Genomic DNA, 26,187 nt, shown 5'->3' with positions numbered 1-26,187 from the left:
CGCATCCTGCCGGATGCCGAGGCCCGGTCAGCGGTTGTCCACAGCCGCCGACCGCGGGCCCCGGTCATCCACAGGTCAGGCTTCGGTCGGCCGGTCCCTGTCGTCGCGCAGGAGGTCCTCGATGGCCTGATCGAGCGCATCCTGCTCGGGCTCCTGACCGGTCGCGGTGGCGGTGAGGCGTGCGACCAGCGCCGACGGGTCGTCGAGGTCCGACGACTGCGGCAGCAGGTCCGGGTGCGACCATAGGTCGTCGCGCGCATCCATGCCGACCGCCTCCGTCACGGCCTGCCACATCGCGGCGGCGTCGCGCAGCCGGCGAGGTCGCAGCTCCAGTCCGACGAGGGTCGCGAACGCGGACTCCGCCGGACCGCCCGATGCACGCCGGCGCCGCACCGTCTCGGCGATCGCGTCGGCGCGGGGGAGGAGACGGGTGGCGTTGGCGGTCACCACGTCGACCCAGCCCTCGACCAGCGCGAGGACGGTCTCGAGACGCGCGAGCGCCTCCTGCTGCTCCTCGGTGCGCGGCGGGATCAGACGGCCGCTGACCATCGCCTCGCGCAGCTCGTCGGGGTTGGACGGGTCGAAGTTCTCGGCCAGCGACTCCAGGGCGTCGGTGTCGATCGTGATGCCCTTGGCGAAGGCGGTGATCTGCGTGATCAGCTGGAGCCGCAGCCACTTCGCATGCCGGAACAGGCGCGCGTGAGCCAGCTCGCGGACCGCGAGGTACAGCTGGATCTGGTCGTCGGGGATGTCGAGTCCGTCGCCGAACTCCGCGATGTTCTGCGGGAGCAGGGCCGCGGTGCCGTCGGGCAGGAGCGGGATGCCGATGTCGCCTCCGGAGACGACCTCCTTGGAGAGCTGCCCGACCACCTGGCCGAGCTGCATCGCGAACAGCGCGCCGCCGATGGAGCGCATGACCTGGCCGGCGTTCTGCAGCATGGCCTGCATCTCCTCCGGAGCCTGCTCGGCGAGGACGCGGGTGAGCGCGTCCGAGATGCTGAGCGCCACCGGCTCGGCCAGCTGCGTCCACAGCGGCATCGTCTGCCGTGCCCACTCCGCGCGGCCGATCAGCTCGGGCGTCGCGCTGAGGCCGGCGACACCGGTCGCCTGGTCGAGCCAGAGGGCGGCTACGTGGAAGGCCTGGTCGAGCGAGGCGCGCTCGGCCGGCGTGACCGCATGGGCGCCGTCGGCGGCGAGCTGGCGCGCCTGCTGCTCGGCGATGTCCCAGTTGATGCCGCCGCCCGGGTTCATCAGCGCGTTCTGCAGCTGTCCGAGCAGCGCCTGGATGCTGGCGGGATCGTTCGGGAGGCCCGCGGCACCGGCGAGGCGGCTCGGGTCGATCGATGCGCCGTTCCCCGACAGGAACTGGTTCAGCATGTCGCGGAACTCGTCGTCGTCCCGCTCCTCGTTCTGGTCGTCGGCCATCGTCGTTCCCTACTCCTCGAAGTGAGCCGGCCGTCCGGTGAGCAGCCGTCGGGCTCGGCTTCAGGCTTGTCATCTACGCTAGCCGCTGGCGCCGGGATGCCGGGTGGGAATTGCCCTATGCTCGCTTCCGGACCGTGCGCCTGTGGCGAACACGACCCTGACGAGAGGACGCCCCCGTGACGCTGTTCGGCGACGAGGACCCGACGCTGCGCACCCAGGAGGCCGCGCGCATCGCGCCGCCGCGGCGCGTGATCATCGGCTGGGTCGCCATCGGCCTCGCCGTCGTCCTCGCTTTGGTGCTCGCGCTCGTCCCCGCGCCGTTCGTGATCGAGCAGCCGGGGCCTGTCTACAACACCCTCGGCACCGACCAGCAGGTCGGCGCGAAGGAAGGCGGGGACGCCAAGGAGCTCATCAGCATCTCCGGCCAGAAGACCTATCCCACATCCGGCTCGCTCGACCTGCTCACCGTCTCGGTGGTGGGCAATCCCGAGCAGCGCCCGTCGTGGATGGAGATCGCGGGCGCGTGGTTCCAGCCCAGCAAGGCGGTGCTGCCGCTCGAGTCCGTGTTCCCGCCCGGCACCACCACCGAGCAGTCGAACGCCGAGAACGCCGCCCTGATGGTCGACTCCCAGCAGGATGCGATCGCCGCCGCCCTGAACGAGCTCGGCTACACCTTCCCCGAGAACGTGGCCGTCAAGCAGCTCATCAAGGGCACGCCGGCCGCCGACGTGCTGAAGGTCGGCGACGAGATCACCTCCGTCAACGGCACGAAGATCGCCAGCGTCGACGAGCTCCGCAGCGCGGTGAAGCAGAACGGCACCACGAAGCCGGCCGAGCTCGGGATCGTGCGCGACGGCGCGGCGACGACCGTCTCGATCACCCCGACCGAGTCGCAGGGGCAGGTCGTCCTCGGCATCGGCGCCGGGATGGACTACACCTTCCCGTTCGACGTGAAGATCCAGCTCAACGACGTGGGCGGCCCGAGCGCCGGCCAGATGTTCGCGCTCGGGATCATCGACAAGCTGACGCCCGGCTCCCTCAACGGCGGCAAGCGCATCGCCGGGACGGGCACGATCGACAACACCGGTCAGATCGGACCGATCGGCGGCATCCGGCAGAAGATGTACGCCGCACGCGACGACGGCAAGGCCGACTACTTCCTGGCGCCCGCCTCGAACTGCGACGAGGTGACCGGCCACATCCCCGCCGGACTCCGCGTCTTCGCCGTGAAGACGCTGGACGACTCGCTCAAGGTGCTGAAGGCGGTGGAGGACGGATCGAGCACCTCGGGCCTCGCCACCTGCCCCGCCCGCTGAGCGCACGGTTCGAGTGCACGGTCGCGTAGCAGCGTTCTCCAAGCGTCTCTTGCCTAGGATGGTTCACATCCCCGCCACGCGAGACCAAGAGGGCCATACGTGAGTTCAACAGCAGCAGCTCGACCCGCAGGCCGCCGGCGCGCGGCCATTTGGATCACTCTCGGGGTGATCGTCGCGGTGGTCATCCTGTTCTTCGTCTTCGCAGGGCTGTACGCCGACGTCCTCTGGTACGACCAGGTCGGCTACCTCCAGGTGCTGACCACCCAGTGGTTCGCGGGCATCGCCATGTTCTTCATCGGATTCTTCGGGATGGCGCTGCCGCTCTGGCTGTCCATCCAGCTCGCGTACCGGCTGCGCCCGGTCTACGCCAAGCTGAACTCGCAGCTCGACCGCTATCAGCAGGTCATCGAGCCCCTGCGGCGCCTTGCGATGTACGGCATCCCGATCGTCTTCGGCATCTTCGCCGGCGTCTCGACCGCGAGCCGCTGGCAGACGGCGGCGCTGTGGCTCAACGGCACGGCCTACGGCAAGACCGACCCGCTATTCCACCTCGACATCGGCTTCTACCTCTTCGCCCTGCCGTTCTACCGCAGCGCGGTCGGGTTCGCCTCGGCGGTGGTCCTCATCTCGCTGCTCGCGACGCTGGCGACCACGTACCTGTACGGCTCGATCCGGGTCAGCGGGCGCGAGGTGCGCATCTCTCGCGCCGCGCGCGTCCAGATCTCCGTGATCGCCGCGCTGTACCTCCTCCTGCAGGGCATCAGCATCTGGCTCGACCGCTATGCGACGGTCACCGACTCCAACGTCAATGACATGATCAACGGCGCCGCCTACACGGACGTCAACGCGACCATCCCGGGCCGGGCGATCCTGGCGGGGGCGACCGTCTTCGTCGCCATCCTCTTCGTGCTGACGGCGTTCATCGGCCGCTGGCGCTTCCCGATGGTGGGAACGGCGCTGCTCATCGTCGCCGCCCTGGTGGTCGGCGCGATCGTGCCGTGGGTGGTCCAGCGATTCCAGGTCGACCCCAGTCAGAAGACGCTCGAGTCGCCCTATGTGCAGAAGGGGATCGACTACACCCGCGAGGCATACGGGCTCAGCGACATCGAGACCATCCCGTACAACGCGAAGACGACGGCCGAGCAGGGGGCCCTGCGGCAGGATGCGCAGACCACCGCGCAGATCCGCATCCTCGACCCCGCCGTCGTCAGCCCCTCGTTCCGTCAGCTGCAGCAGTTCCGGCAGTACTACGCGTTCCCCGAGAAGCTGAACGTCGACCGTTACGAGGTCAACGGCACGCAGCAGGATGCCGTCGTCGCGGTTCGCGAGCTGCAGCAGTCCGGTCTGGGCGGCACCCGCAACTGGTTCAATGACACCATCGTCTACACCCACGGCTACGGGCTCGTCGCCGCCTACGGCAACCAGCGCTCTCCCGACGGGCAGCCGGTGTTCATGGAGTCGGGAATTCCGACCACGGGGACGCTCGGCACGTACCAGCCGCGGATCTACTTCGGCGAGCAGTCGCCGACGTACTCGATCGTCGGTGCCCCGAAGGATTCGAAGCAGGTCGAGCTCGACTATCCGGGCGGCGCGGACGGCGCGCAGCAGACGTACACGACGTTCGACGGCAACGGCGGCCCGAAGCTCGACAACATCTTCAAGCGACTGGTGTACGCGCTGAAGTTCCAGGACGAGCAGATCGTGCTCTCCGACGCGGTCAACAGCAACTCGCAGATCCTCTACGACCGCGACCCGATCAAGCGCGTGCAGAAGGTCGCGCCGTACCTCACGCTCGACTCGCAGGCGTACCCGGCCGTCGTGGACGGACGCGTCAAGTGGATCATCGACGGCTACACGACGAGCGACCAGTTCCCGTACTCGCACGTCGGCAGCCTGAGCGACGCTACGGCGGACAAGGACACCCCGAAGCCCGCCTACGCGTTCGACGACATCAACTACATCCGCAACTCGGTGAAGGCCACGGTCGACGCGTACGACGGCTCGGTGACCCTGTACGCCTGGGACACCACCGACCCCGTGCTCAAGACGTGGGAGAAGGTCTTCCCGACCACCGTCAAGCCGGTGAGCGACATGAGCGCGCAGCTGATGAGCCACGTGCGCTACCCGTCCGACCTGTTCAAGGTGCAGCGGTCGGTGCTCGGTCAGTACCACGTCGACGACGCCGGTTCGTTCTACTCGCGTGAAGACGCGTGGACCACACCGAACGACCCGACCTCGCCGTCCAGCAACCCGGCCCTCCAGCCGCCGTATTACCTGACCATGAAGATGCCCGGTCAGGACGACCCCGCGTTCTCGCTCTACTCGACGTTCATCCCGGCGGGCACGAGCGAGTCCAGCCGGTCGGTGCTGAAGGGCTACCTGGCGGTGGACGCGGATGCCGGCGACACCAAGGGCAAGGTCGCATCCGGCTACGGCAAGCTCAGGCTCCTGCAGCTGCCATCGAGCGACACCATCCCGGGCCCCGGCCAGATGCAGAACCAGTTCGACTCCGATCCGACCGTCTCCCAGCAGCTGAACCTGCTGCGACAGGGTAAATCGGAGGTCATCAACGGCAACCTGCTGACCCTGCCGGTCGGTGGTGGTCTGCTCTACGTGCAGCCGGTGTACGTTCGCTCCTCGGGTGAGACCAGCTACCCGCTGCTGCAGAAGGTGCTGGTGGCCTTCGGTGACAAGATCGAGTTCGAGGACACCCTGGACCAGGCACTGGACGCCTTGTTCGGCGGCGACTCGGGTGCGACAGCCGGTGACAACAACGTTCCGACCGAGGGTGGAGGCACCGGCGGTCAGACCGGCGGCGGCACCGGTGGTGGCGAGCAGACCGGGGGAGGGACCGGCGGCTCCGCGGCAGGCAACACGGCCCTCCAGGAAGCCTTGCAGCGCGCCAACCAGGCGCTCAGCGACAGCCAGGCCGCTCTGAAGTCCGGTGACTGGGCCGCGTACGGCGAGGCCCAGAAGCGCCTCCAGCAGGCGATCTCCGACGCCGTCGCGGCGGAGGGGCAGCCCGCCGCCAAGTAGTCCGCCGTCTCGACCGGCTGAAACGGCCCGCGCGTTCTCGCGCGGGCCGTTTCGCGTTCCGTGTCCGCCGCGCGTTCGACGCGCCCCGTCGGAGATTCGTCCCGCTTCGCGCCTCATCTCCATCCCGGCCGCGGCCCGTCGGAGATTCGGGGCACTTACTCCGACGGAAGCGCCCGCCGGCATGCCTCGGCTTAGCCGCGCCCTGCGCGCGGATTCACGGGCGCTACCGCCGGAGATTCATCCCGCTTCCCGCCGGATCTCCATCCGGGCCGCGGTGCGTCGGAGATTTGGGGCACTTTCTCCGACGGAAGCTGCGCGCAGGGAGCTGCCCGCGGCGCAGGGCGGCGGGGTCTGCGCTGGCCGAAGAGAGTGGGCGTCGCCGAATGCTCAGCGCCCGTGCAAAGTGCGTAACGCGACAAGAGGAAGGCGGAAAACTCTTGCGCCGACTTTGATTGTCAGCTTTACTAACAAACATGTCGATCGACCTGGCCAAGCGCACCACCGCCGCCGATCGGGGTGCGCCGTCCGACCACGGGCTCGTCCCCGGCCGGGCGCTCCGCCCCCGGACGAAGGTGCTTCCCGAGCACGCACGCGGTCACAACCGCTCGCTCGTGCTGCAGTCCCTGTACCGCTCCGGGCGCGCGAGCCGGGCGGATCTCGCCAGGACGACGGGCCTCACCCGCGTCACGATCTCGGACCTCGTGGGGGAGCTGATCGCCGAAGGCCTGGTCGTCGAACTCGGCCAGCGCGACGACGCCCGCCCGGGAAAGCCCGCCGTGCTTCTCGACGTCAACCGGGGCGCGACACAGATCGTCGGCGTCGACCTCAGTGAGCACGCCGTGTTCCGCGGAGCCGTCCTCGACATGGATGGCCGCATCCTGCAGACCGCGGAGGTCGAACTCGCCGGGAGCCGCGGCGAGGACGCGACCGCAAAAGTGCTCGCGCTCGTCGACCGACTGGTCGAGCTGACGTCTGCGCCCGTGCTGGGTATCGGCATCGGGTCTCCCGGCATCGTCGACGCGGATGGCGTGGTCGCCACCGCCCCGAACCTCGGCTGGGTGGATGAGCCGCTGCAGCAGCGCATCGCCGAACGCACCGGGCTCCCGGTGTTCGTCGCGAACGACGCGAACGTCGCGGTGCTGGCGGAGCACGGCTTCGCCGACGCGCAGGGCGACATGATGCTCGTCAAGGTGGGCCACGGTGTCGGCTCCGGCCTGCTGGTCGCCGGTGCGCTGGTCTTCGGCAGCCGTTTCGCAGCCGGTGAGATCGGTCAGGTGATGGTCGGAACGGATGCGGGGCCCGAGGCGCCGTACGACCGCGAGCGGTGTCTGGAGGCCTGGCTAGCGGTGCCGCGGTTGGAGTCGCGCGTGGCGGCCGCCGAGGCCGCCGGAGCATCGGCCGGGCCGGTGCTGCGGGAGGCCGGCCAGCGGCTCGGCGTCGCGCTCGCGCCGATCGTCGGCGCGCTGAACCTGTCGGAGGTCGTCCTCGCCGGTCCGGAGGAGCTGCTCGACGGCGTACTGCTGGATGCCGTGCGGGAGACCCTCCGCAACCGCACGATGGCCGGCTTCCACTCCGGCGTCACCGTCCGGATGACCAGCCAGGGACGTGATATCGTGCTCCGCGGCTGCGTCGTCATGGTGCTCTCCGCGCAGCTGGGGGTGTCGTGATGACCCTGCTCGCCGACGCTGTCGACCTCGGCCGGGATGCCGCGGACACCTTCCGGTTCGCCCCCGGAGTGCGCGAGGCGCTGACCGCATTCCGTGGACGCTGCACGGTGGTCCGCCTGGCGACGCTCGACAACGACGTGCTCGGCGTTCCGCGCTGGTACACGCTGCAGGAGGCGTGGGCCGAGCCAGGAAGCGACGCCGCTTCATCGTGGTCCGGCAACCCCGTCGTGGACGTGGGGCCATCCGACGACCCCGAACTCGTGCTCGCGACGGCGACGCCCGTCGTGGTGGTCGGCGCCGACATCGCCGCGGCCCGCTGGACCCGCCAGGTGGTGGATGCGGTCCGTGCGACCTGCCGTTCGGTGCTGGTCGTCGACATGGGGGAGCGCCCCGATCCGTCGTACGTCGACATCGCGACCTACGGCCACGACCGCCGCCACGGCGCCGCGCTGCTCGGACTGCTGACCGGCCGCTGACCGGCCGATGACCGGCCGCTCGCGTCTCAGTGCGCCCAGGTGACACCGAGCGCCGACTTCAGCGCGTACTGCGCCGCCCCGCGGTAGGGGTGCTCCTGACTCACGCGGGCGTACCGGAAGCTCAGTGGCATGGCCGCCTTCACGGGATGCCGCGCCGCTTCGGCACGCAGGTGCCCGATGAACTCCGGGCCGAGCCGAGGGGCCGCGCCGCCGATGACGATGTTCGGCACGTCGAGGGCGGCGGCGACGAGCAGGAGGGCGCGGGCGAGCACACGTGCGCCGTCCGCGATGCGCTCGCGCGAGTCCGGAGCGGCAGCCAGGGCCGCGAGGTCGAGCGCCTCCAGGTCGGTGCCATGGGGGAGGCCCAGCAGGCTCGTCACCGAGACGATCTCTTCGAGGCAGCCGCGGTTGCCGCAGGCGCACAGCGGCGCATCCCGCCCGAACAGCACCGGGACATGCCCGATCTCGCCCGCGCGGTGTGCGGCGCCGCTGACCACCTCCCCGTCGATGATGACGGCCGCGCCGACACCCGTGCTCAGCGAGACGAAGAGCTGGTTCGCCCCGAAGTCGTCCGACGTGATCGAGTCGGCGATCGCCTCCGCATCGGCGTCGTTGATGAGGTGGATCGGCGCGTCGACGATACCGGCCAGCTCCCGGCCGAGGTCCACGTCCGTCCATCCCAGCTGCACCGACTCACGGATCAGGGGGCCGTCGGCGATGCCTGGGACCTGGACGCCGACAGCCACGATGCGCGCCGACGTGGAGGCGACCAGCCGCCGGGCGACGGAGCGCACGTCCTCGAGCGACCCCGGTGTCGCCGCGCGCTGCGTGACGGTCGCGAGCTCGTCGCCCAGCAGGTCGACGACCGCTCCTCGGACGAGCCCGGGCTGGACGAGCAGTGCGAGCAGCACGTGGTTCTCCGCGGCAACGCGCAGGGTGGTGGCGCGCTTTCCTCCGGTGCTCTCCGCCAGCTGCCCCTCGATGACGAGTCCGTCGGCGATGAGCCCGGCGAGCAGGGACGAGACGGTCGCGCTGGTGAGACCGGTGCGGCGGGCGATGGCCGCCCGCGTCGCCGTGCCGTTCCCGGACAGCACGAGCTGCAGCGCGGTCGTGAGGTTCCGCTCGCGGACGGCGGCCTGCGTCGCCTTGCCGTGCTCCTCAGCCACTGTTCCTCCGCCGTGTCGTTGCGTCACGACACTAGCGAATCGGGGACAGAAAGAAGGCCCCCTGATCAGAGATTCCCTGATCAGGGGGCCTTTTCGGTTGCGGGGGCAGGATTTGAACCTACGACCTCTGGGTTATGAGCCCAGCGAGCTACCGAGCTGCTCCACCCCGCGGCACAAGAAGAAACTCTAGCACGGGATCCGGGGGGTGTGAAATCGCGAACACCGGCCCGGGCGCGTCCGCTCGTGTGAACCGGTCGTCCTACTAGAGTCGTTCTCAGATAGGGGATGCGATGACGAGTGTCGTGACGAAGTACCGGGTGGTCGTGGTCGAAGATGACCCGGATGTCGCCTTCTTCATGAAGACCGTGCTCGAGAAGCGCGCGGACGCCGTCGCCATTGCGGTGACCGATCCGTCCATCGCCCTGGCCACGATCGCCGAGTTCGAGCCGGACCTCGTCATCACCGACATCGAGATGCCCGGCATCACCGGTCTCGACCTGCTCAAGGAGCTGCGCGCGCAGTATCCCGGGATGCCGGTCGTCGTCATGACCGCGCACGTCTCGGTCGACTACGCCGTCTCCGCTCTCCGGGCGCAGGCGGACGAGTTCCTGAGCAAGCCGGTCGCCTCGGCGGAGCTCGTCGCGATCGTGAACCGCCTCGCCGCCGAGGGCCGCATCAAGCGGGCCGCCGCCCGTCGCCAGGTCGTCCTCGCGATCGGTGCGCACCCCGACGATGTCGAGATCGGCGTCGGCGGCATCCTCGCGGCGCACCGCGAAGCGGGCAACGACGTCGTCATCCTCACCCTCTCGCGCGGCGCTCGCGGCGGGGACGCCGACGACCGCCAGCACGAGTCCCTCGCGTCGGCGGAGCTCCTCGGCGCCCGGCTGTTCCTCGAAGATCTCGAGGACACCCACATCTCCGCAGCGGACCCGACGGTCGGCATCATCGAGCGCGTCGTCGCCGAGGTGCAGCCGGACATCGTCTACACGCACTCATCGCACGACCGTCACCAGGACCACCGGGCGGTCCACGCAGCGACGAACGTCGCGACCCGCTCCGTGCGCACGGTCTGCTGCTACCAGAGCCCGTCCGCCACCATCGACTTCCGGCCCACCCGCTTCGTGCCCATCGACGGGTTCACGGAGACCAAGCTGCAACTGATCGACTGCTTCCGCTCGCAGACCGAACTGCGCGGCTACCTCGAGCCCGACTTCGTGCTCGCGACCGCCCGTTACTGGTCGCGCTTCGGCGGCGGCAAGAACTGCGAGCCGCTGGAGGTCATGCGCGACACCGCCGACATCTCGGTGCCCGCCTCCGCCATCCACAACGACGCCCGCGTCGCGGGAAACCGACTGAACAGGACCGCTGAATGACCGACTCCACCCGTACCCGCGTCCTGGTGACGGGCGCCGGCGGCCCCGCGGGCGTCGCGGTGATCCGTTCGCTGCTGGCCCGGGACGATGTCGAGGTGTTCGCCGCCGACATGGACGGGTGGGCCAGCGGCCTCTACCTCGTGGGGGAGGGCCGCAGGCGGATCGTGCCGCCCGGACGGTCGGACGGCTTCGTCGATGCGCTCATCGCCATGAGCCGGGAGGACGGGATCGACGTCCTGTTCTCGACGGTCGACGTCGAGCTGCCGGGTCTCGCCGCGCGCCGCGACGAGCTCGAAGCGGTCGGAACGAGGTTGGCCGCGCCGTCGCACGACACCCTGGTCACCTGCCTCGACAAGTTCGCCCTCGTCCAACGCGTCGGCGACCAGGCGCGCGTGCCCGTCACGCGGCTGCTGAACCCGCAGGGCGTCGGTGCTGATTGGACCTTCCCGGTCATCATCAAGCCGCGCAGCGGCGCCGGATCGCGCGGCGTCCGCCTCATCGCGGATCGGGGCACCCTGGAGGCGCTCGGCACCGACGAGAGCATCATCATCCAGGAGAACCTGCCCGGCGAGGAATTCTCGGTCGACGTCCTCGCGGGGCTCGACGGCAACGTCATCGCGGCCGTCCCGCGCTCCCGGGAGCGCGTCGACTCGGGCGTCTCGATCGCCGGCCGGACGGTGCGGCGGGCGGAGCTCTCCGACACTGCCGCGGCGGTGGCCCGCGCGATCGGCCTCACCGGCGTCGCGAACGTGCAGCTGCGGTACAGCATCGACGGCACGCCGGCACTGCTCGAGGTGAACCCGCGCTTCCCCGGCGCCATGCCGTTGACCATCGCGGCCGGCGTCGACATGCCGTCCCTCCTGCTCGACCTTGTCCTCGGCCGGCCCGTTCCGTCGGCCGTCGACTTCGAGGAGCTCGCCAACGTCCGGTTCCTGGAGGACGTCTTCCTGGCCCCGGCCGACGTGCTCGTCTCCGAGAACGCGGCGCACGCGGAGGGTCCGGAGGAGTGAGCGGGACGGAGGCCGGCCGGCTGCCCGCGCTGCTGCACGGCGACTTCCACGTCCACTCGACGTTCTCCGACGACGCGCGGAGCACTCTGGCGGAGAACATCGCGGCGGCGTCCGCGGTCGGCCTTCGGACGATCCGCCTCACCGACCACGTGCGCGCGTCGACCACCTGGGTCCCCGAGTTCCTCGCCGCCGTCGCGGCGGAGCGCGTGCCCGACGGGCTGACCGTGCTCACCGGTGTGGAGGCGAAGCTGCTGGATGCGACGGGCGCCGTCGACACACCGCCCGGCCTGGTCGTCGGTCCCGGTGGGGTGGATGCCGTCGTCATCGGCGATCACCAGTTCCCCGGAACGGATGGGCCGTGGTCGCCCACGGGCACCCGCGAACGGCTCGACGCCGGCCTGTCGGCCGACGACGCGCTCGACCTGTTCGTCGAGGGCAGCATCCGGGCGATGGAGCGCACAGCGCACGCGCAGCTGGCGCACTGGTTCTCCATCCTGCCGAAGGTCGGGCTCGACGAGACCCAGCTCGGCGCGGAGCGGCTCGCCGCCTGGGCGCAGGCCGCCTCGGCGACGGGCACCGTCGTCGAGGTCAACGAGAAGTGGAACTGCCCGGGCCCGGAGGCCATCGCGGCCCTGCTCGACGCCGGGGCGCGTATCGTCGCCTCAACGGACAGCCACGTCGCCGCCGACGTCGGGCGCTACGACCGCGTCCGCGACCTGCTGGGCGCGGCCGCCTCGCGGGTCGCCGGAGAACGGGTGCCCGTGGAAACCGAGACAGTGGAGACGGAGGACGCACGGTGAGCCCAGCCCGACACTCGTCCGGAGAGCCGGCAGCGAACCCGGCCGAACCCTCCGGCGAGCTCCGCGAGCGCATCCAGGACGAGCTGGACCGCGACCGCCGCTGGGAGTTCCGGCTCCCGCTGTACGCCGGCGTCGCGCTGCTGATCTGCGCCGCGATCGTCGTCGTCCGGACGGTGTTCCTCCATGTCTGAGCGCAAACGCGTCGTGATCGCCGACGACGATGACGACATCCGGGGCCTGATGACGATCGCCGCGAACCGCGCCGGCGTGGACATCGTCGCGGCCGTCGACAACGGTTCAGCGGCCCTCGCCGCCGTGCAGGCGGGCGGCATCGACCTCGCCGTCCTCGACATCTCGATGCCCGGCCTGAACGGCGTGGAGGTGGCCGAGGCGATCCGGGCGGATGACCTCACGCGATCGACGCTCATCCTGATGGTGTCGGCGTCGGTCCAGCTGCTCACGGACCACGGGGTCGTCGCCGACCGATCGGACAGCTTCATCGTCAAGCCGTTCAGCCCGCGCGTGCTGTCGACCCGCATCCGCGAGATGCTCGATTTGGGGGAGTCCTCATGACCCTCGACCGCTGGCTCAGCCGCATCCCGCTGGACTCGCCCTCGGCGTTCATGAAGCAGGTGCCGACGATCGTCGGGTTCGCGATCGCCGCGTCGATCGCCGCGCTGCCGAACGGCGTCCCCATCACCAACGCGCCGCTGTTCCTGGCGGGCATCGCGCTGGTCGTCGTCGCGACCGTGTTCTCTTTCGTCATCCCGTGGCGGCATCTGAATCCGGAGTGGGCGGTCGTCATCCCGGTCCTGTCGCTGCTCGCCGTCGGGCTGCTGCGGCTCGGGACGGGGTCCGCCGCTTCGCCGTTCGCGGTGCTCACCCTGCTGCCCTTCGTCTGGATCGCCTCCGAGGCGGGGCGCATCAACATCCTCATCGCGGCGCTCACCACCTTCGTGGTGCTGCTCGCACCGCTCGTCGTCGACGGCGTCGTCCACACGGCCGGAGACATCGTCCGCGCCTTCTTCTCGCCGGTGATCTACCTCATCGTCGCGATCGTGATCAACGAGATCGCGCACAGGATGCGCGTGCAGCTCGCAGCGGCCCGCGCGTCGGGGGAGCAGCAGCAGCAGCTGCTGGCTCAGGCCGTGCAGGCGCAGGATGAGCTGGTGCTCAACGAGGCGCGGCTGAAGACCGCGAATCGCCTCATCCAGAGCATCTGGAACGCCGTCACCGAGCAGTCCGTCATCGGCACCGACCTCGACGGCCTCATCGACGTCTGGAATCCCGGCGCGGAGAAGATGCTCGGCCTGACCGAGAAGCAGGTGCTCGACGGCAAGCACCACATCATCGACTTCCACCTCCAGTCGGAGCTCGCCGAGCGGCTTCAGGACATGGATGCGCGCTTCACCACTGTCGCGACCACGGACGAGTTCTCGGCTCTGGTGGACACGGTCCGTGCAGGTTCGGCCGACGTTCGCGACTGGACGTACGTGCGGCCCGACGGCAAGCGCGTCGTCGTGCAGGTCGCGGCGACGCCACGCATCGACGAGAACGGCCACCGCGTCGGCTTCATCTTCGTCGCCACCGACATGACCGAGGCGCGCGAGTTCGCCCGGCTCAAGGACGAGTTCGTCGGACTCATCTCGCACGAGCTGCGCACGCCGCTCAGCTCGATCCTCGGCTACCTGGAGCTGCTCCGGGACGACGACGAGGATCCGCTGTCGGAAGAGCAGCTGCAGTACCTGGCGGTCGCCGAGCGCAACGCGCACCGCCTGCTCCGCCTGGTCGGCGACCTGCTGTTCACCGCGCAGGTGGAGTCGGGGCGCTTCCCCCTCGACATCAAGGACGTCGAGTTGAACACCGTCGTCTCGGCCTCCGTCGAGTCCGCCCGACCCGTCGCCGCGAACGCGGGCGTGACGCTCGTGGCCGAGGTGCCGGATCATACGGTGGAGGTGCGGGGCGACACGCTCCGCCTGGGCCAGGCGGTCGACAACCTGGTGTCGAACGCGCTCAAGTTCACGCCGTCCGGCGGCACCGTCACGGTGGCGCTGCGCCAGGAGGGCGGCGAAGCGGTGATCGCCGTCAGGGACACCGGCATCGGCATCCCCGCCGTGGAGCTGAGCCAGCTGTCGCAGCGGTTCTTCCGGGCGTCGACGGCGACCCGCAATGCGGTCCCGGGCGTCGGGCTGGGGCTCACCATCACCAAAGCGATCGTGACCGCCCACGGCGGCCGCCTCGACATCGCCAGCGAAGAGGGCGTCGGCACGTCGATCAGCATCGTCCTGCCGGTGGAGACGCCGAGACCCGTGACCGAGGCCATCCCGCGCGTGGAGGTGGCGCCGTGAGCGACCGGCCGGCCGAGCTCACCATCGACGACCGCACGGTCACGGTCGCTGTCGCCCAGTTCGCGCCGGGCGACGACCGCGTTCACAACCGGGATGTGGTCGCCGGCCTGATCGCGGTCGCCGCCTCCCGCGGCGCCCGCCTCGTGATCCTGCCCGAATACTCGTCGTACTTCACCGATCCGCTCGGGCCGTCCTTCGCCAGGAACGCCGAGCCGCTCGACGGCGACTTCGTCGGAGCGCTCTCCGCCGCCGCCCGCGAGCACGGGCTGTTCGTGGTGGCCGGCCTCGTCGAGCGCACCGAGCAGGCGCACAAGTTCTCGAACACGCTCGTCGCAGTGGGGCCGGAGGGCGACGTGCTCGCGACCTACCGCAAGCAGCACCTCTACGACGCGTTCGGGGCGAAGGAGTCGGAGTGGGTCGTCCCCGGCGACCTGGATGAACCGCAGACCTTCGAGGTGGACGGTGTGACCGTCGGCCTGCAGACCTGCTACGACCTGCGCTTCCCGGAGGTGACGCGCCGCCTCGCTGACGCGGGCGCGCTGCTGGTGGCCGTTCCCGCCGAGTGGGTGCGCGGACCGCTGAAGGAGTTCCACTGGTCGACGCTTCTCGCGGCGCGCGCCATCGAGAACACCGTCTATGTCGCCGCGGCCGACCATCCGCCGTCGATCGGAGTCGGCGCGAGCGCGATCCTCGATCCGATGGGGGTCACGCTCGCGGGACTCGCCGACACGACCGGTGTCGCCGTCGCGGACGTGTCCACCGCTCGAGTGCGTGAGGTGCGGGAGCGCAATCCTGCTCTCGCCCTGCGCCGCTACCGGGTGAGTCCGCTCTGATGGCGACGACGCACGACTTCTTCCTGACCGGCGACCACGAGCAGGGCCGCGGTATCGTCCTCGACGCTCTGCGCGGCAAGGGGTTCGCGGTGACGCCCGCGCCGAACGGCGCGTTCACCGTGCAGCGGGGGAGCACCGCCATGACGGTGCTCTTCGGCGGGCTCGCCGGGTCGCAGCTGCGGATCACGTTCCTGCTGCGGTTCCAGGTCGATCAGCAGGGGCGCCTGGTCGCTCGGCTCTCGCGCGACCAGGTGGGCGCGGCGGTGAGCGGCGGAGCGATCGGCGCGTCCAAGGCCAAGGCAGTGTTCGAGCAGTGCGTCGCCGACATCGGCGGCCGGTTGCGTGCAGCGCATCTGTTCGCCGGCGAGGTCCGGCAGTGACCGTTCGCTCGCCCGTGGTCGCCTAACGCGGCAGCGCGGCCAGACGGCGTGCCGCCTCCTCGAGCACGTCGATGCGCTTGCAGAACGCGAACCGGACGAGGGATGCGGTGCGCTCTGCGTACTCGCCGCGGCTGAACGCGCCCAGCGGCACCGCGACCACTCCGGCCAGTTCCGGCAGCCGACGGCACAGCTCGACGCCCTCGGGGAAGCCGAGCGGGCCGGCGTCCGCGACCACGAAGTAGGTCCCGTCGGAGGGGAAGACGCCGAAACCGGCGGCGGCGAGGCCGGCGGAGAGCACATCCCGCTTGTGGGCGAGGGCCTCGGCGATGCCGCTGAAGTAGCTGTCCGGCAGCCGTAGCCCCGCCGCGATCGCCGGCTGGAACGGCGCGCCGTTGACGTAGGTGAGGAACTGCTTCACGGCGAGCACCGCGGTGACGAGTTCAGGAGGGGCCGTCAGCCAGCCGACCTTCCATCCCGTCGTGTTGAAGGTCTTGCCGCCGGACGAGATCGCGACCGTGCGCTCCCGGGCCCCCGGCAGCGTCTCGATCGGGATGTGCTCTGGCCCGAACGTCAGGTGCTCGTAGACGGAGTCGGTGATGATCACGGCGTCGTGGCGTTCGGCCAGTTCCACGATCGCGGTGAGCGCCTCACGGTCGAGCACACTGCCCGTGGGGTTATGCGGCGTGTTCACCAGGATGGCGCGCGTGCGGTCGGTCACCGTCTCGCGCAGCCGGTCGAGGTCCGGGCGGAAGGCCGGCGGCTCCAGCGGCACGGTGCGGTGCACGCCGCCCGCCAGCGCGATCACGGCGCCGTACTCGTCGTAGTACGGCTCGAAGGTGACCACCTCGTCGCCGGGTTCGAGCAGCGCGAGCAGCGTCGCAGCGATCGCCTCGGTCGCGCCGGCGGTGATGAGCACCTCCCGGTCAGGGTCGAGCTCTATGCCGTAGAACCGCTTCTGGTGCTCGGCGACGGCCAGGCGGAGGTCGGGGATGCCGATCCCGGGCGGGTATTGGTTCTCGCCGTCGCGGATGGCCGCCACCGCCGCTTCGAGCACCGCGGCGGGTCCGTCCTCGTCCGGGAAGCCCTGGCCGAGGTTGATCGCCCCCGTCCGCGACGCCAGCGCGCTCATCTCGGCGAAGATCGTCGGCCGCACGGAGCCGTCCGTTCCGAGCAGTCCTGCACCCGTGGCGGCGCGCCGCCACCCTCCCGTGATCGTCATAGGACAACGCTACGGCCTTACTCGCATCCAACCCATTGGGTACGTTGGGGAGAGTCATCGATACGCAGAAGGTCGCCCACAGCAACGGCAAATAGAACGCCCAGGTTCGCATCCCAAGCTGTCTGTGCTTGGAAGGAGCAACACCATGACCGACACCCCGAACACCCCGGAGCCCGCGAAGCCCCAGCACGACGCCGACACCGACGCGGTCGTGGATGCTGCCGGCACTGAGCTCACCCCTGCCACCCCGACGGAGCAGACCCCCGCGGCGCAGACTCCCGCGGCGCAGACCCCCGCGGACCAGACTCCCGCAGCCCAGACCCCCGCAGCCGGCGCCGGATGGACCGCACCGGCCGCGCACAGCGGAGGCGACGCCGGAGCGCAGCCGACCGTCCCGCAGCCGACCGCCGCGCAGTCGACCCAGCCGCAGCCCACCGCCGCGCAGCCGACCGTTCCGCAGCCCACCGGCGCGCCGTACCAGGCGCAGCAGCACCCGCAGCAGACCTACGGCCAGCAGCAGCCGCAGCAGCCGCAGCAGCCTCACTACGGCAACGGCGCCTTCGGCCAGCCCGCGGGATACGGCCAGCAGCCGCAGCAGCCCTACGCTCCCAACGCCCACCAGCAGGGCTACGCCGGCGCACCGGGCGCCGCGACCGCCACGGCTCCGGCGAAGCCCGCCAAGAACCGCAGCACCGGCCTCATCATCGCGACGCTCGCCATCGGCGCGCTCGTCGGCGGCATCGCCGGCGCCGGAGCTGGAGTCGGCATCTACGCCGCCACCGACGGCGGCAACGCGACGATCAAGACCGTCTCCGGCCCCCAGAACATCACGGTGAACGACTCCAACGATGCGAGCACGATCACCGCGGTCGCCGCCAAGGCCTCCCCGAGCGTCGTCACCATCTCGGTGAGCGCGTCGAGCTCCGGCGGTACCGGCTCCGGCATCATCCTGACCTCCGACGGCTATGTGCTCACCAACACGCACGTGGTGACGCTCGACGGCCAGGCGGCCAACGTCAACGTGACGGTCACCGACAACGACGGCAAGATCTACACCGCCAAGATCGTCGGAACCGACCCGACCACCGACCTCGCCGTCATCAAGCTGGACAAGGCCTCCGGCCTCACCCCGATCAGCTGGGGCGACTCGAGCAAGCTCAACGTGGGCAACACGACGGTCGCCATCGGTGCGCCGCTCGGACTCTCCGGCACCGTCACCGACGGCATCGTCAGCGCGCTCAACCGCAGCATCAGCATCGCCTCCTCGGCCGCTCCGAAGGACGACTCGAACAGCGACGGCGGCAGCCAGAACCCGTTCAACTTCGACTTCCCCGACCAGGGCGGCCAGCAGCAGCAACAGCAGCAGAGTTCCGGAACGATCTCGCTCCCGGTCATCCAGACCGACGCGTCCATCAACCCGGGCAACTCCGGTGGTGCGCTGCTCAACAGCAAGGGCGAGTTGATCGGCGTCAACGTCGCCATCGCCAGCGCGGGCGGCTCCAGCTCCGACGGCTCGCAGTCCGGCAGCATCGGCGTCGGCTTCGCCATCCCGTCCAACCTCGCGAAGCGCATCTCTGACGAGATCATCAAGAGCGGATCCGCCACGCACGGCCTGCTGGGCGCGTCGGTCGCCGACGCCAGCACGGACAGCAAGGCCACCACGGTCGGCGCACTGATCAAGAGCGTCACCAGCGGCGGCGCCGCGGCCGGCGCGGGCCTCAAGGCCGGCGACATCGTGGTGAACCTCGACGACACCCCGATCACCGACGCCACCGACCTGACCGCTCAGGTGCGCGCGCAGGCGGCCGGCTCGAAGGTCGACGTGACGTACATCCGCGACGGTCAGACCAAGACCGCGACCGTGACGCTGGGAACCCTCCCGGCCGAGTGATCGCGCCGATCGAGCACACCGAGAAGGGCCGTCCCGCAGGCGCGGGGCGGCCCTTCCCCGTTCCCGGCTCGGCCGCAGACCCGGCTGATAGGCTCGACGCCGACCCGCTACAGCGAAGGACCAGATGCCGGACGACATCGTGAACACCCTCCCCGGTGTCTCGTACGTGATGCCCGTGCTCAACGAGGTGACGCACGTGCGGGCCGCCGTCGACAGCCTTCTGGCGCAGGACTACGCCGGGCCGTTCGAGGTCACCATCGCCCTCGGCCCGAGCATGGACGGCACGACCCAACTGGTCGAGGAGCTCGCCGCCGTCGACAGCCGCATCCGGGTCGTCGACAACGTGGTCGGCTCGACGCCCGCGGGACTCAACCTCGCCATCCGCGAGTCGCAGTACCCGATCGTGATCCGGGTGGACGCGCACAGCGTCCTGCCCCCCGACTACGCGCGCGTCGCCGTGGAGACCATCCTGGAGACCGGCGCAGACAACGTCGGCGGACTGATGGATGCGCAGGGCACCACCGACTTCGAGCGCGCCGTCGCGCGCGCGTACGGCAGCCGTGTAGGGCTGGGTGGCACGAAGCTGCACGTCGGCGGCGAGGCCGGTCCGGCCGAGACGGTCTACCTGGGCGTGTTCCGCCGCGATCGCCTGATCGAGGTCGGCCTCTTCGACGAAGAGATCAAGCGCGGCCAGGACTGGGAGCTCAACCGGCGCCTCCGCACCACCGGTGGCACGGTCTGGTTCACACCGCGGCTCAAGGTCACCTACCGCCCGCGCCCGAACCTGTACCGGCTCGCCCGGCAGTTCTTCTCCACCGGAATCTGGCGGGGCGAGCTCGCCCGGCGGTTCCCGGCGTCCAACGGCCTCCGCTACTTCGCGCCGCCGGTGATGGTGCTGGGCGTCGCGGTGGGGACGCTGCTCGGCATCGTCGGTATCGTCCAGGCCCTCCTCGGCGCTGCGCCGTGGCTGCTCTGGGGCTTCGCCATCCCGGCCCTCTACATCGTCATCGTCGTGGTCTCCGCGCTGGTCTGGGGGCGGCGCGACGGTTTTCGCCCGTTCCTGTGGTTTCTCGTAGTCTTGCCCTGCATCCACTTCAGCTGGGGGATCGGCTTCGTCCTCGGATACCTGTCGCTCACCCGCAACATCACGGCCCACACGGGAAGGTAGGCATGACCGCACCCGGACCTGCGGCGCACGGCGCCCGTCCGTCCTCGATCGCCGAGCTGAAGGCCGTCGCGCAGCCCCCCGAGGTGCGCGGACGCCGCAACGCGGAGCACTGGACAGCCTCGCTGTACCTCCGCAACCTGTCGCCGTATCTGACGTGGGTGCTGCTCAAGACCTCGATCTCGGCGAACGGTGTGACCGGCCTGATGATCCTGACGGGATGGGCGACGGCGGCGGCCCTGCTCATCCCGGGCATCGCCGGAGCGGCTCTCGCGCTGGTGCTCGGCCAGTTGCAGATGCTGGTCGACTGCTGCGACGGCGAGGTGGCGCGCTGGCGCCGGACGTCGTCGCCCGCGGGCATCTTCCTGGACAATGTCGGCCACTACTCGACCGAGACGCTGATCGCCATCGTTCTGGGTATCCGTGCGGCCGGCTATCCGCTGGAGACGCCGGAGGACTTCCTCTGGACGAATCTGGGCACCCTGCTCGCCCTGGTGATCGTGCTGAACAAGGCGCTCAACGACATGGTGCGCGTGGCCCGCGCCAACGCCGGACTGCCGAAGCTCGCCGACACGCAGTCGGAGTACGCGCCGACCCACGGGCTCATCGCGACGCTGCGGCGCGCGGCGAAGTTCCTGCCGTTCCACCGGCTGTACCACTCGGTGGAGCTCACCATCCTGATCTTCGTGTTCTCGATCGTCGGTCTGTTCATCGGCGCGACGCTCGCCGACCGCATCCTGCTCTGTGCGCTCGTCCCGCTGTCGATCCTGGCGCTGATCGGGCACTTCGTGACCATCATGGCGTCTCGGCGGGTCCGTGGCTGAGCTTCCCGCGGTCGCGGTCGTGGTGCTCACGCAGGGCTCGCGGCCGGTCGAGCTGCGCCGCGGCGTGGAGTCGGTGCTCGCCCAGGAGGGCGTGACCACGGACATCGTCGTAGTCGGCAACGGGTGGGATCCGGCCACCGCCGACCCGGCGCTTCCCGCCGGCGTGCACGTGCTCGCCCTGTCCGAGAACGTGGGCATCCCCGCCGGACGCAACGCCGGGGTGCCGCTGGTGCACGGCGAATGGCTGTTCTTCCTCGACGACGATGCGGACATCCCCTCGCGCACGTTCCTGGCGGACGCCGTCGCCAAGCTCCGCGACGACCCCGGCATCGGGATGCTGCAGCCCCGGCTTCGCGTGCCCGACGGCGCCCCGGCGCCCCGGCGCTGGATCCCGCGCATCCGCAAGGGTGACCCGGAACGCTCCAGCAACGTCTTCGCCGTGCTCGAGGCCGCCGTGGTGCTCCCGCGTGCCGTCTTCGAGCGGGCCGGCGGCTGGGCCGATCCCTTCTTCTACGCGCACGAGGGCATCGACCTCGCCTGGAAGGTCTGGGACCAGGGAAAGCGCGTCTGGTACGCGGGCGACCTCGTGGCCGAGCATCCGTCCGTCTCGCCGACCCGGCACTCCTACTACTACCGGCTCAACGCGCGGAATCGCGTGTGGCTGGCCCGCCGCAACCTGCCGGCCGCGCTCATCCCGCTCTACGTCGGATCGTGGACAGGCATCCAGCTGCTGCGCTGGTTCCGCAAGCCCGCTGTCCTGCGCGCGTGGTTCGGCGGCTGGGCCGAGGGCTGGCGCACCGACCCGGGCGAGCGACGCCCGCTGCGGTGGAGGACTGTGGCGCGGATGACAGCCGCAGGACGGCCACCGATCGTCTGAACGTCCGTGGGGCCGTGTGGATGCGGTCAGCCGACCTGGCGCCGGCTTCCGGCCTCGCCGTCGTCTGCGGAACCTTCAGCCGCGGCCCCACCGTCTGCGCCCACGCCATCTGCGGGCGCGTCGGCCGGAGCACCGGACGAGACGGGCTCGATCACGTAGGGACCCCGCGGCAGCTCGGACTCGATGGCCTCGGTCGGCGCATCCTTCCGGCGTCCGCGACGGGGGAGTGCGCCCCGGAGCACAGTGCCCACCCGGACCACCCGTGTGCCGGTCGCCGTACCGAGGCGACGCACGGCACCCGGGCCTTCGTGTGGGGTGAGGACCTCGGGGATGACGAGCGGTGCCGGTCCGAAGGCGAGACGCGCGTTCTGCACGACGCGGCGGCCGAGGATGTTGTTGCCTGTGCCGCCGATGACGGCGCCGACGCCGAACGGGATGGCGCGGGCCAGAATGCTCGCCCCGCCGCGCACGGCGAACTGGCGGATGAACGCGTTCTTCAGCCGGTCGACCAGCGGGCCGACGACCATGCTCGGCAGCGTCGAGGTGACGAGCTCTCCCCAGTACGCGGTGCGGGTCACGCCGCCCCCGCCGAACTGGCCGGCCAGCTGACGCACGAGGTCGGATCCCTCTTTGCCGAGCATCATCGTGAGCACGAGAGCCCTGGCGCGCTCGGGGTCGTCGACGGCGATGCCGTGCAACTCGCTCATCGACTGCGCGTACAGCGCGGTCGCCTCCAGGAACCCGGCCGTCTCAAGCCCCGAGAGGGCCAGCGTGATGCCGGTGCCGATCGCCGGGATGACGGCGGTGGCTCCGACCGCGGCTCCGCCGCTGGTCACGGCGGCGAGATACCGGCGTTCGAGGATGCGGGCCAGTTCGTCCGCCGAGGCGTCCGGGTGACGGCGGCGGATGCTGCGCAGGTGCGCCACCACGACCGGCCGTTGGATGCCGAGAAAGCGGTCCAGGGTCGTGTTCACCGCGCGGGACGTGTCTCCGCCGCGCGCGGGTCCTCCGGTGACGGAGATGATCGGTTGCTGCTTCTTAGCCATCTCCTCAGAGTGTAGGCCGGTTCCCGATCAAGACGACCGGCGGCGCCGTTCCCGGGCGCTGAGGTATTCGCGCGCCGACAGGACGCGGACGTCGCTCGGCAGGTGCTCGGTCGAGATGTCTTGCGTGAGCGTCGAGACGTCCGTCCCGAGCACTGCCGCGATGCGCATCATCGTCAGCAGGCTGGGGTTGGCCCCTCCACGCTCGATCTTGCCGAAGTTGGTCACATGCATGGCGGCGAGACTCGCGATCGCCTCTTGGCTGAGGCCCAGGCGGACACGGGCACGACGGATGCGTTCGCCGAGCAGGAGGGCGGCGGTCCCTGCGGGGTTCTTCATAGTTCATCAGTGAAGAGCCGAACGCCCCTTCTGCTCCAGAGCACGAGCACCCTGAACGTCGAACCTCACGCGTTGGTCGCCGAAAATGCCGGTGATGACCGTATTCAGCGGGAGCCCTCCGAGCGGCGCGCGCGACCCGGAGGGCTCTCGTCAGAAGCTGATCTGCCAGAGGTACTCGCGGCCGTCGGGCGGGAACCACCGAACGACGAGCACAGTGTCGCGGGCGGGCTCTGGGCCGGAGAGGCTCGCGCGGACCGCCTCGCCCGGCGACACCGAGGTGGGCGCGCTGACCCGCAGCCGCGCGCTTCCGGAGACGCTCAGGGTGACCCCGCTCAGCGTCTCCTTGCCTGTATTGACCAGGCGGTAATGGGGCGCCGCGGAGCGGTCGACCCGCCAGGGGACGCGGTACGCCAGGCGGCGCGGACGAGGGGCGGGGGAGGGACTGCGAAGAAACCGGAGACGATTCATGCGACGACGGTAACCAGCCCCTCCGACGCTCGACGCCCCGAAATCGGGCACGAACACCACTTCCGGGGAGAACCCGCCGAAATCTTTTCTGGGGACGGTTTCACGCCCTGGGGAGAAGATCGCGCTCAGGTGCCGTAATCGGAGTTGTACAGCTCCAGCACATCCCCGATCGGGCCGTCGAGCACGAGCGCGCCCTTGTCGAGGTAGAGCCCGCGTTCGCAGAAGCGCCGCAGATCCTTCTCGTTGTGCGAGACGAAGAACAGCGTCCTCCCGCCCGCGAGAAGCTCTTCGATGCGCCGGTAGCACTTCTCCCGGAAGCCGCGGTCGCCGACCGCCAGCACCTCGTCGACGAGCAGTACCGGCTCCTCGAGCTGCGAGATGACGGAGAAGGCGATGCGCACCTTCATGCCGCTCGACAGGTGCTTGTACGGGGTGTCGACGAAGTCGCCGATCTCGGCGAAGTCGATGATCTCGCCGAAGCGCTCGTCGATCTGGGAGCGCGTCATGCCATGCAGGCCGGCCGTCAGGTAGACGTTGTCGCGCACCGTCAGGTCGTCGACGAATCCACCCGTGATCTCGATCAGCGGCGCGACGCCGTCACGCACGGTCACGGTTCCCTCGTCCGGCAGCATGACGCCGGCGACGAGCTTCAGCAGCGTCGACTTGCCCTGGCCGTTGCGGCCGACGACGCCGATCGCCTCACCCGGCTGCACATCGAAGCTGACGTTGCGGAGCGCCCAGAAGTCGTCAGGGCGCACCCGGCGCTCCCGGGTCGAGAAGAGGTCCTTGAACGAGCGGCGGGCGCCGCGGTTGCGGCGGAAGCGGACGCCGAGACCGTCGACGGCGATGACGGGGGGCACTCAGATCTCCTTCAGGACGTCGCGCTCGAAGTGCTTGAAGACGAGCCAGCCGATCCCCAGCAGCACCAGGGACATCGCCGCGCTGACGCCGACCAGGAACCAGTCGAGCTCCTCGGCGAAGAACGCGGAGCGGTAGATGCTGAAGATGCCGGTGAGCGGGTTGAACGCCGACCAGAAGTGCAGCGAGAACAGCACGTCCGTCTGCGCGCCGGGATGGGCGGTGAGATAGGCGGCACAGTGCCGCGCGGCGATGCCGGCCCCGCACCCGCCGGGCAGGTCGCGGGCGCTGTAGATGATGGGGGAGGCGTAGAAGAGGAAGCGGAGTGCCAGCTTCACGGCGCGCTCAAGGTCGCGGAAGAACACCACGAGCGGCGCCACGATCAGCCCGACGCCGATGGTCAGCACCGTCTGGATGAGGATCGCGACAGGGAACAGCAGCACGTCGACGTTGAGGCGCGCGCCCGTGAGGACGGCGAAGAACGCGAGGACCGGGAGGGACAGCAGGAACTCGATGCCCTTCGAGGCCACGATCCGGTTCACCCAGATGGTCCGCGGGATCATCGTCGAGCGGATCAGCTTCGCCTCGCGGATGAACGCCCGCGTGCTGTCCGAGACGGCGCCGTTGAACCACATCCACGGCAGCAGGGCGGCGAGCAGGAAGACGATGTACGGGTTCTCGCCGACATCGCGCTTGAAGATGACCGTGAAGACGAACCAGTAGATCGCGCTCATCACGAGCGGATCGAGGATCGACCACAGGTAGCCGAGGACGCTCGTCGAGTAGCGGACGCGGAGGTCGCGCTTGGTCAGCAGCCAGAGCGAGTGCCGGTAGCGCGAGAAGCGCGAACGCTGCGCAGGGCGCACTTCAGTCGGGATACTGGTCACGAGAACCCATCGTATTGATCGAAGCCGCGTGAAAGCTCACGCCGACATCCGACTATACGAAAAGATTCGCGCGCTCCAGGTCCTCCTGGAAGTCGACCTCGACGGCGTACAGGTCGGAGATGTCCACCGGCTCGACCAGCATGCGGTCCTGCTCGATCGCCAGCTCGATGCCGCGCTCGAAGTAGTCCTGGTCGCCGACGCGCTGCAGCTGACGCAGCAGGGCGGCCTTGTCGCCGGAGGACACGTAGTTGATGCCGACGGCCTCACCGAGACCGCCCTTGACGGTCTTGGACAGCTCGTGGATGTAGCCCTCCGGGCCGGTCGTGTACTTGACCTCCTCGTCCGCGACGGACGAGGTGTTCACGGTGACGAAGGTCTGATCGCGGGCCACCATGGCGGCGCCGCGCACGAGAACGGCCGGGTCGAAGACCACGTCGCCGTTCATCCAGAGCACGCCGCCGGGGCCGGACGCCTGCAGGGCGCGCATGAGGCTCTTGGAGGTGTTGGTCTGGTCGTACTGCTCGTTGTAGACGAACTGGGCGTCGGGGAACGCCTCGATGATGTGCTCCAGCTTGTAGCCGACGACGATCGTCACCTGGGCGTCCTTGCCGAAGGCCGCGTGGATGTTGTCGAACTGCTGCTGCATGATGGTGCGGCCGTCGTTGAGTTCGGTCAGCGGCTTCGGAAGGCTCCGTCCGAGTCGGCTTCCCATGCCGGCCGCGAGAATCACTACCTGGGTCGTCACAATCATCTCCTTGTCCTACGCGGCCCGGCCGTGTGCAGCGA

The 26,187-nt window shown here is 69.9% G+C and carries 25 protein-coding genes and 1 tRNA gene; 16 read left to right on the top strand and 10 right to left on the bottom strand.

Going from position 1 to position 26,187, the window contains the following annotated elements:
- Positions 1-75 precede the first annotated feature (75 nt).
- On the bottom strand, positions 76-1,425 hold the full coding sequence (locus ACF1AJ_RS06590; protein WP_018190484.1) for a zinc-dependent metalloprotease: 1,350 nt from the start codon (positions 1,423-1,425) through the stop codon (positions 76-78).
- Positions 1,426-1,601: 176 nt separating this feature from the next.
- Between ACF1AJ_RS06590 and ACF1AJ_RS06585 the strand changes: the two genes are divergently transcribed.
- From ACF1AJ_RS06585 to ACF1AJ_RS06570, 4 genes are all read left to right on the top strand, one after another.
- A complete protein-coding gene (locus ACF1AJ_RS06585; RefSeq protein ID WP_391506626.1) occupies positions 1,602-2,741 on the top strand; it encodes a PDZ domain-containing protein in 1,140 nt (379 codons plus the stop codon).
- Between the two features lie 99 nt (positions 2,742-2,840).
- Positions 2,841-5,777, top strand: coding sequence for a UPF0182 family protein (locus ACF1AJ_RS06580; RefSeq protein ID WP_391506625.1), 2,937 nt, complete (start codon positions 2,841-2,843; stop codon positions 5,775-5,777).
- A 473-nt stretch (positions 5,778-6,250) separates the two neighbouring features.
- Positions 6,251-7,444, top strand: a complete 1,194-nt coding sequence (locus ACF1AJ_RS06575; RefSeq protein ID WP_391506624.1) for an ROK family transcriptional regulator — start codon at positions 6,251-6,253, stop codon at positions 7,442-7,444.
- The gene (locus ACF1AJ_RS06570; protein WP_391506623.1) at positions 7,444-7,920 is read left to right on the top strand and encodes a hypothetical protein; all 477 of its coding nucleotides are present in this window, start codon (positions 7,444-7,446) and stop codon (positions 7,918-7,920) included. Before ACF1AJ_RS06575 ends, ACF1AJ_RS06570 begins: the two co-directional genes overlap by 1 nt.
- Before the next feature lie 26 nt (positions 7,921-7,946).
- On the opposite strand, the gene ACF1AJ_RS06565 is transcribed toward ACF1AJ_RS06570, so the two are convergent.
- Both ACF1AJ_RS06565 and ACF1AJ_RS06560 read right to left on the bottom strand, forming a co-directional pair.
- Entirely contained in the window at positions 7,947-9,113 is a 1,167-nt protein-coding gene (locus tag ACF1AJ_RS06565; protein ID WP_391506622.1) for an ROK family protein, read from the bottom strand.
- A 70-nt stretch (positions 9,114-9,183) separates the two neighbouring features.
- Positions 9,184-9,257: transfer RNA gene (locus ACF1AJ_RS06560), tRNA-Met, on the bottom strand.
- 119 nt (positions 9,258-9,376) lie between these two features.
- Here ACF1AJ_RS06560 and ACF1AJ_RS06555 point away from each other — a divergent pair.
- The 8 genes from ACF1AJ_RS06555 to ACF1AJ_RS06520 are packed head-to-tail and all read left to right on the top strand — an operon-like array spanning position 9,377 to position 15,830.
- Complete coding sequence (locus ACF1AJ_RS06555; RefSeq protein ID WP_309858296.1) at positions 9,377-10,459, top strand: response regulator; 1,083 nt, start codon at positions 9,377-9,379, stop codon at positions 10,457-10,459.
- The gene (locus tag ACF1AJ_RS06550) at positions 10,456-11,469 is read left to right on the top strand and encodes an ATP-grasp domain-containing protein (RefSeq protein ID WP_391506621.1); all 1,014 of its coding nucleotides are present in this window, start codon (positions 10,456-10,458) and stop codon (positions 11,467-11,469) included. Before ACF1AJ_RS06555 ends, ACF1AJ_RS06550 begins: the two co-directional genes overlap by 4 nt.
- Positions 11,466-12,269, top strand: coding sequence for a PHP domain-containing protein (locus tag ACF1AJ_RS06545; RefSeq protein ID WP_391506620.1), 804 nt, complete (start codon positions 11,466-11,468; stop codon positions 12,267-12,269). Before ACF1AJ_RS06550 ends, ACF1AJ_RS06545 begins: the two co-directional genes overlap by 4 nt.
- Positions 12,266-12,460 carry a hypothetical protein gene (locus ACF1AJ_RS06540; protein ID WP_391506619.1) on the top strand — a complete coding sequence of 65 codons (195 nt, stop codon included), beginning with the start codon at positions 12,266-12,268 and terminating at the stop codon, positions 12,458-12,460. The genes ACF1AJ_RS06545 and ACF1AJ_RS06540 overlap by 4 nt, the downstream gene beginning before the upstream one ends.
- Positions 12,453-12,842 (top strand): response regulator, encoded by a 390-nt coding sequence (locus tag ACF1AJ_RS06535; RefSeq protein ID WP_391506618.1) that lies wholly within the window; start codon positions 12,453-12,455, stop codon positions 12,840-12,842. The genes ACF1AJ_RS06540 and ACF1AJ_RS06535 overlap by 8 nt, the downstream gene beginning before the upstream one ends.
- Positions 12,839-14,617 (top strand): ATP-binding protein, encoded by a 1,779-nt coding sequence (locus tag ACF1AJ_RS06530; protein ID WP_391506617.1) that lies wholly within the window; start codon positions 12,839-12,841, stop codon positions 14,615-14,617. The genes ACF1AJ_RS06535 and ACF1AJ_RS06530 overlap by 4 nt, the downstream gene beginning before the upstream one ends.
- Positions 14,614-15,450 (top strand): carbon-nitrogen hydrolase family protein, encoded by an 837-nt coding sequence (locus tag ACF1AJ_RS06525; protein ID WP_391506616.1) that lies wholly within the window; start codon positions 14,614-14,616, stop codon positions 15,448-15,450. Before ACF1AJ_RS06530 ends, ACF1AJ_RS06525 begins: the two co-directional genes overlap by 4 nt.
- Complete coding sequence (locus ACF1AJ_RS06520; protein WP_391506615.1) at positions 15,450-15,830, top strand: hypothetical protein; 381 nt, start codon at positions 15,450-15,452, stop codon at positions 15,828-15,830. Before ACF1AJ_RS06525 ends, ACF1AJ_RS06520 begins: the two co-directional genes overlap by 1 nt.
- Before the next feature lie 22 nt (positions 15,831-15,852).
- On the opposite strand, the gene ACF1AJ_RS06515 is transcribed toward ACF1AJ_RS06520, so the two are convergent.
- Positions 15,853-17,049 carry a pyridoxal phosphate-dependent aminotransferase gene (locus tag ACF1AJ_RS06515; RefSeq protein WP_391506614.1) on the bottom strand — a complete coding sequence of 399 codons (1,197 nt, stop codon included), beginning with the start codon at positions 17,047-17,049 and terminating at the stop codon, positions 15,853-15,855.
- A gap of 145 nt (positions 17,050-17,194) precedes the next feature.
- Between ACF1AJ_RS06515 and ACF1AJ_RS06510 the strand changes: the two genes are divergently transcribed.
- The 4 genes from ACF1AJ_RS06510 (at position 17,195) to ACF1AJ_RS06495 (ending at position 21,806) form a co-directional block, all read left to right on the top strand.
- Positions 17,195-18,940, top strand: coding sequence for a trypsin-like peptidase domain-containing protein (locus ACF1AJ_RS06510; RefSeq protein WP_391506613.1), 1,746 nt, complete (start codon positions 17,195-17,197; stop codon positions 18,938-18,940).
- A 124-nt stretch (positions 18,941-19,064) separates the two neighbouring features.
- On the top strand, positions 19,065-20,108 hold the full coding sequence (locus ACF1AJ_RS06505; protein WP_309858322.1) for a glycosyltransferase family 2 protein: 1,044 nt from the start codon (positions 19,065-19,067) through the stop codon (positions 20,106-20,108).
- Positions 20,109-20,110: 2 nt separating this feature from the next.
- Positions 20,111-20,929 (top strand): CDP-alcohol phosphatidyltransferase family protein, encoded by an 819-nt coding sequence (locus ACF1AJ_RS06500; RefSeq protein ID WP_018190502.1) that lies wholly within the window; start codon positions 20,111-20,113, stop codon positions 20,927-20,929.
- Positions 20,922-21,806, top strand: coding sequence for a glycosyltransferase family 2 protein (locus tag ACF1AJ_RS06495; protein ID WP_391506612.1), 885 nt, complete (start codon positions 20,922-20,924; stop codon positions 21,804-21,806). The genes ACF1AJ_RS06500 and ACF1AJ_RS06495 overlap by 8 nt, the downstream gene beginning before the upstream one ends.
- Positions 21,807-21,832: 26 nt before the next feature.
- On the opposite strand, the gene ACF1AJ_RS06490 is transcribed toward ACF1AJ_RS06495, so the two are convergent.
- From ACF1AJ_RS06490 to ACF1AJ_RS06465, 6 genes are all read right to left on the bottom strand, one after another.
- Entirely contained in the window at positions 21,833-22,852 is a 1,020-nt protein-coding gene (locus ACF1AJ_RS06490; RefSeq protein ID WP_391506611.1) for a hypothetical protein, read from the bottom strand.
- Positions 22,853-22,879: 27 nt separating this feature from the next.
- Positions 22,880-23,188 carry a helix-turn-helix domain-containing protein gene (locus ACF1AJ_RS06485; protein WP_020075110.1) on the bottom strand — a complete coding sequence of 103 codons (309 nt, stop codon included), beginning with the start codon at positions 23,186-23,188 and terminating at the stop codon, positions 22,880-22,882.
- A gap of 150 nt (positions 23,189-23,338) precedes the next feature.
- Complete coding sequence (locus tag ACF1AJ_RS06480) at positions 23,339-23,656, bottom strand: hypothetical protein (protein ID WP_391506610.1); 318 nt, start codon at positions 23,654-23,656, stop codon at positions 23,339-23,341.
- 125 nt (positions 23,657-23,781) lie between these two features.
- Positions 23,782-24,516, bottom strand: a complete 735-nt coding sequence (locus tag ACF1AJ_RS06475; RefSeq protein ID WP_309858339.1) for an ABC transporter ATP-binding protein — start codon at positions 24,514-24,516, stop codon at positions 23,782-23,784.
- Positions 24,517-25,380 carry an ABC transporter permease gene (locus tag ACF1AJ_RS06470; RefSeq protein WP_391507447.1) on the bottom strand — a complete coding sequence of 288 codons (864 nt, stop codon included), beginning with the start codon at positions 25,378-25,380 and terminating at the stop codon, positions 24,517-24,519.
- Between the two features lie 73 nt (positions 25,381-25,453).
- Positions 25,454-26,146, bottom strand: coding sequence for a phosphocholine cytidylyltransferase family protein (locus tag ACF1AJ_RS06465; protein WP_309858344.1), 693 nt, complete (start codon positions 26,144-26,146; stop codon positions 25,454-25,456).
- Between the last annotated feature and the right edge of the window lie 41 nt (positions 26,147-26,187).

The organism is Leifsonia sp. NPDC014704 (assembly GCF_043083605.1).
Classification (GTDB): Bacteria; Actinomycetota; Actinomycetes; order Actinomycetales; family Microbacteriaceae; genus Leifsonia.
This window is presented reverse-complemented; position numbering and strand designations above follow the sequence as displayed.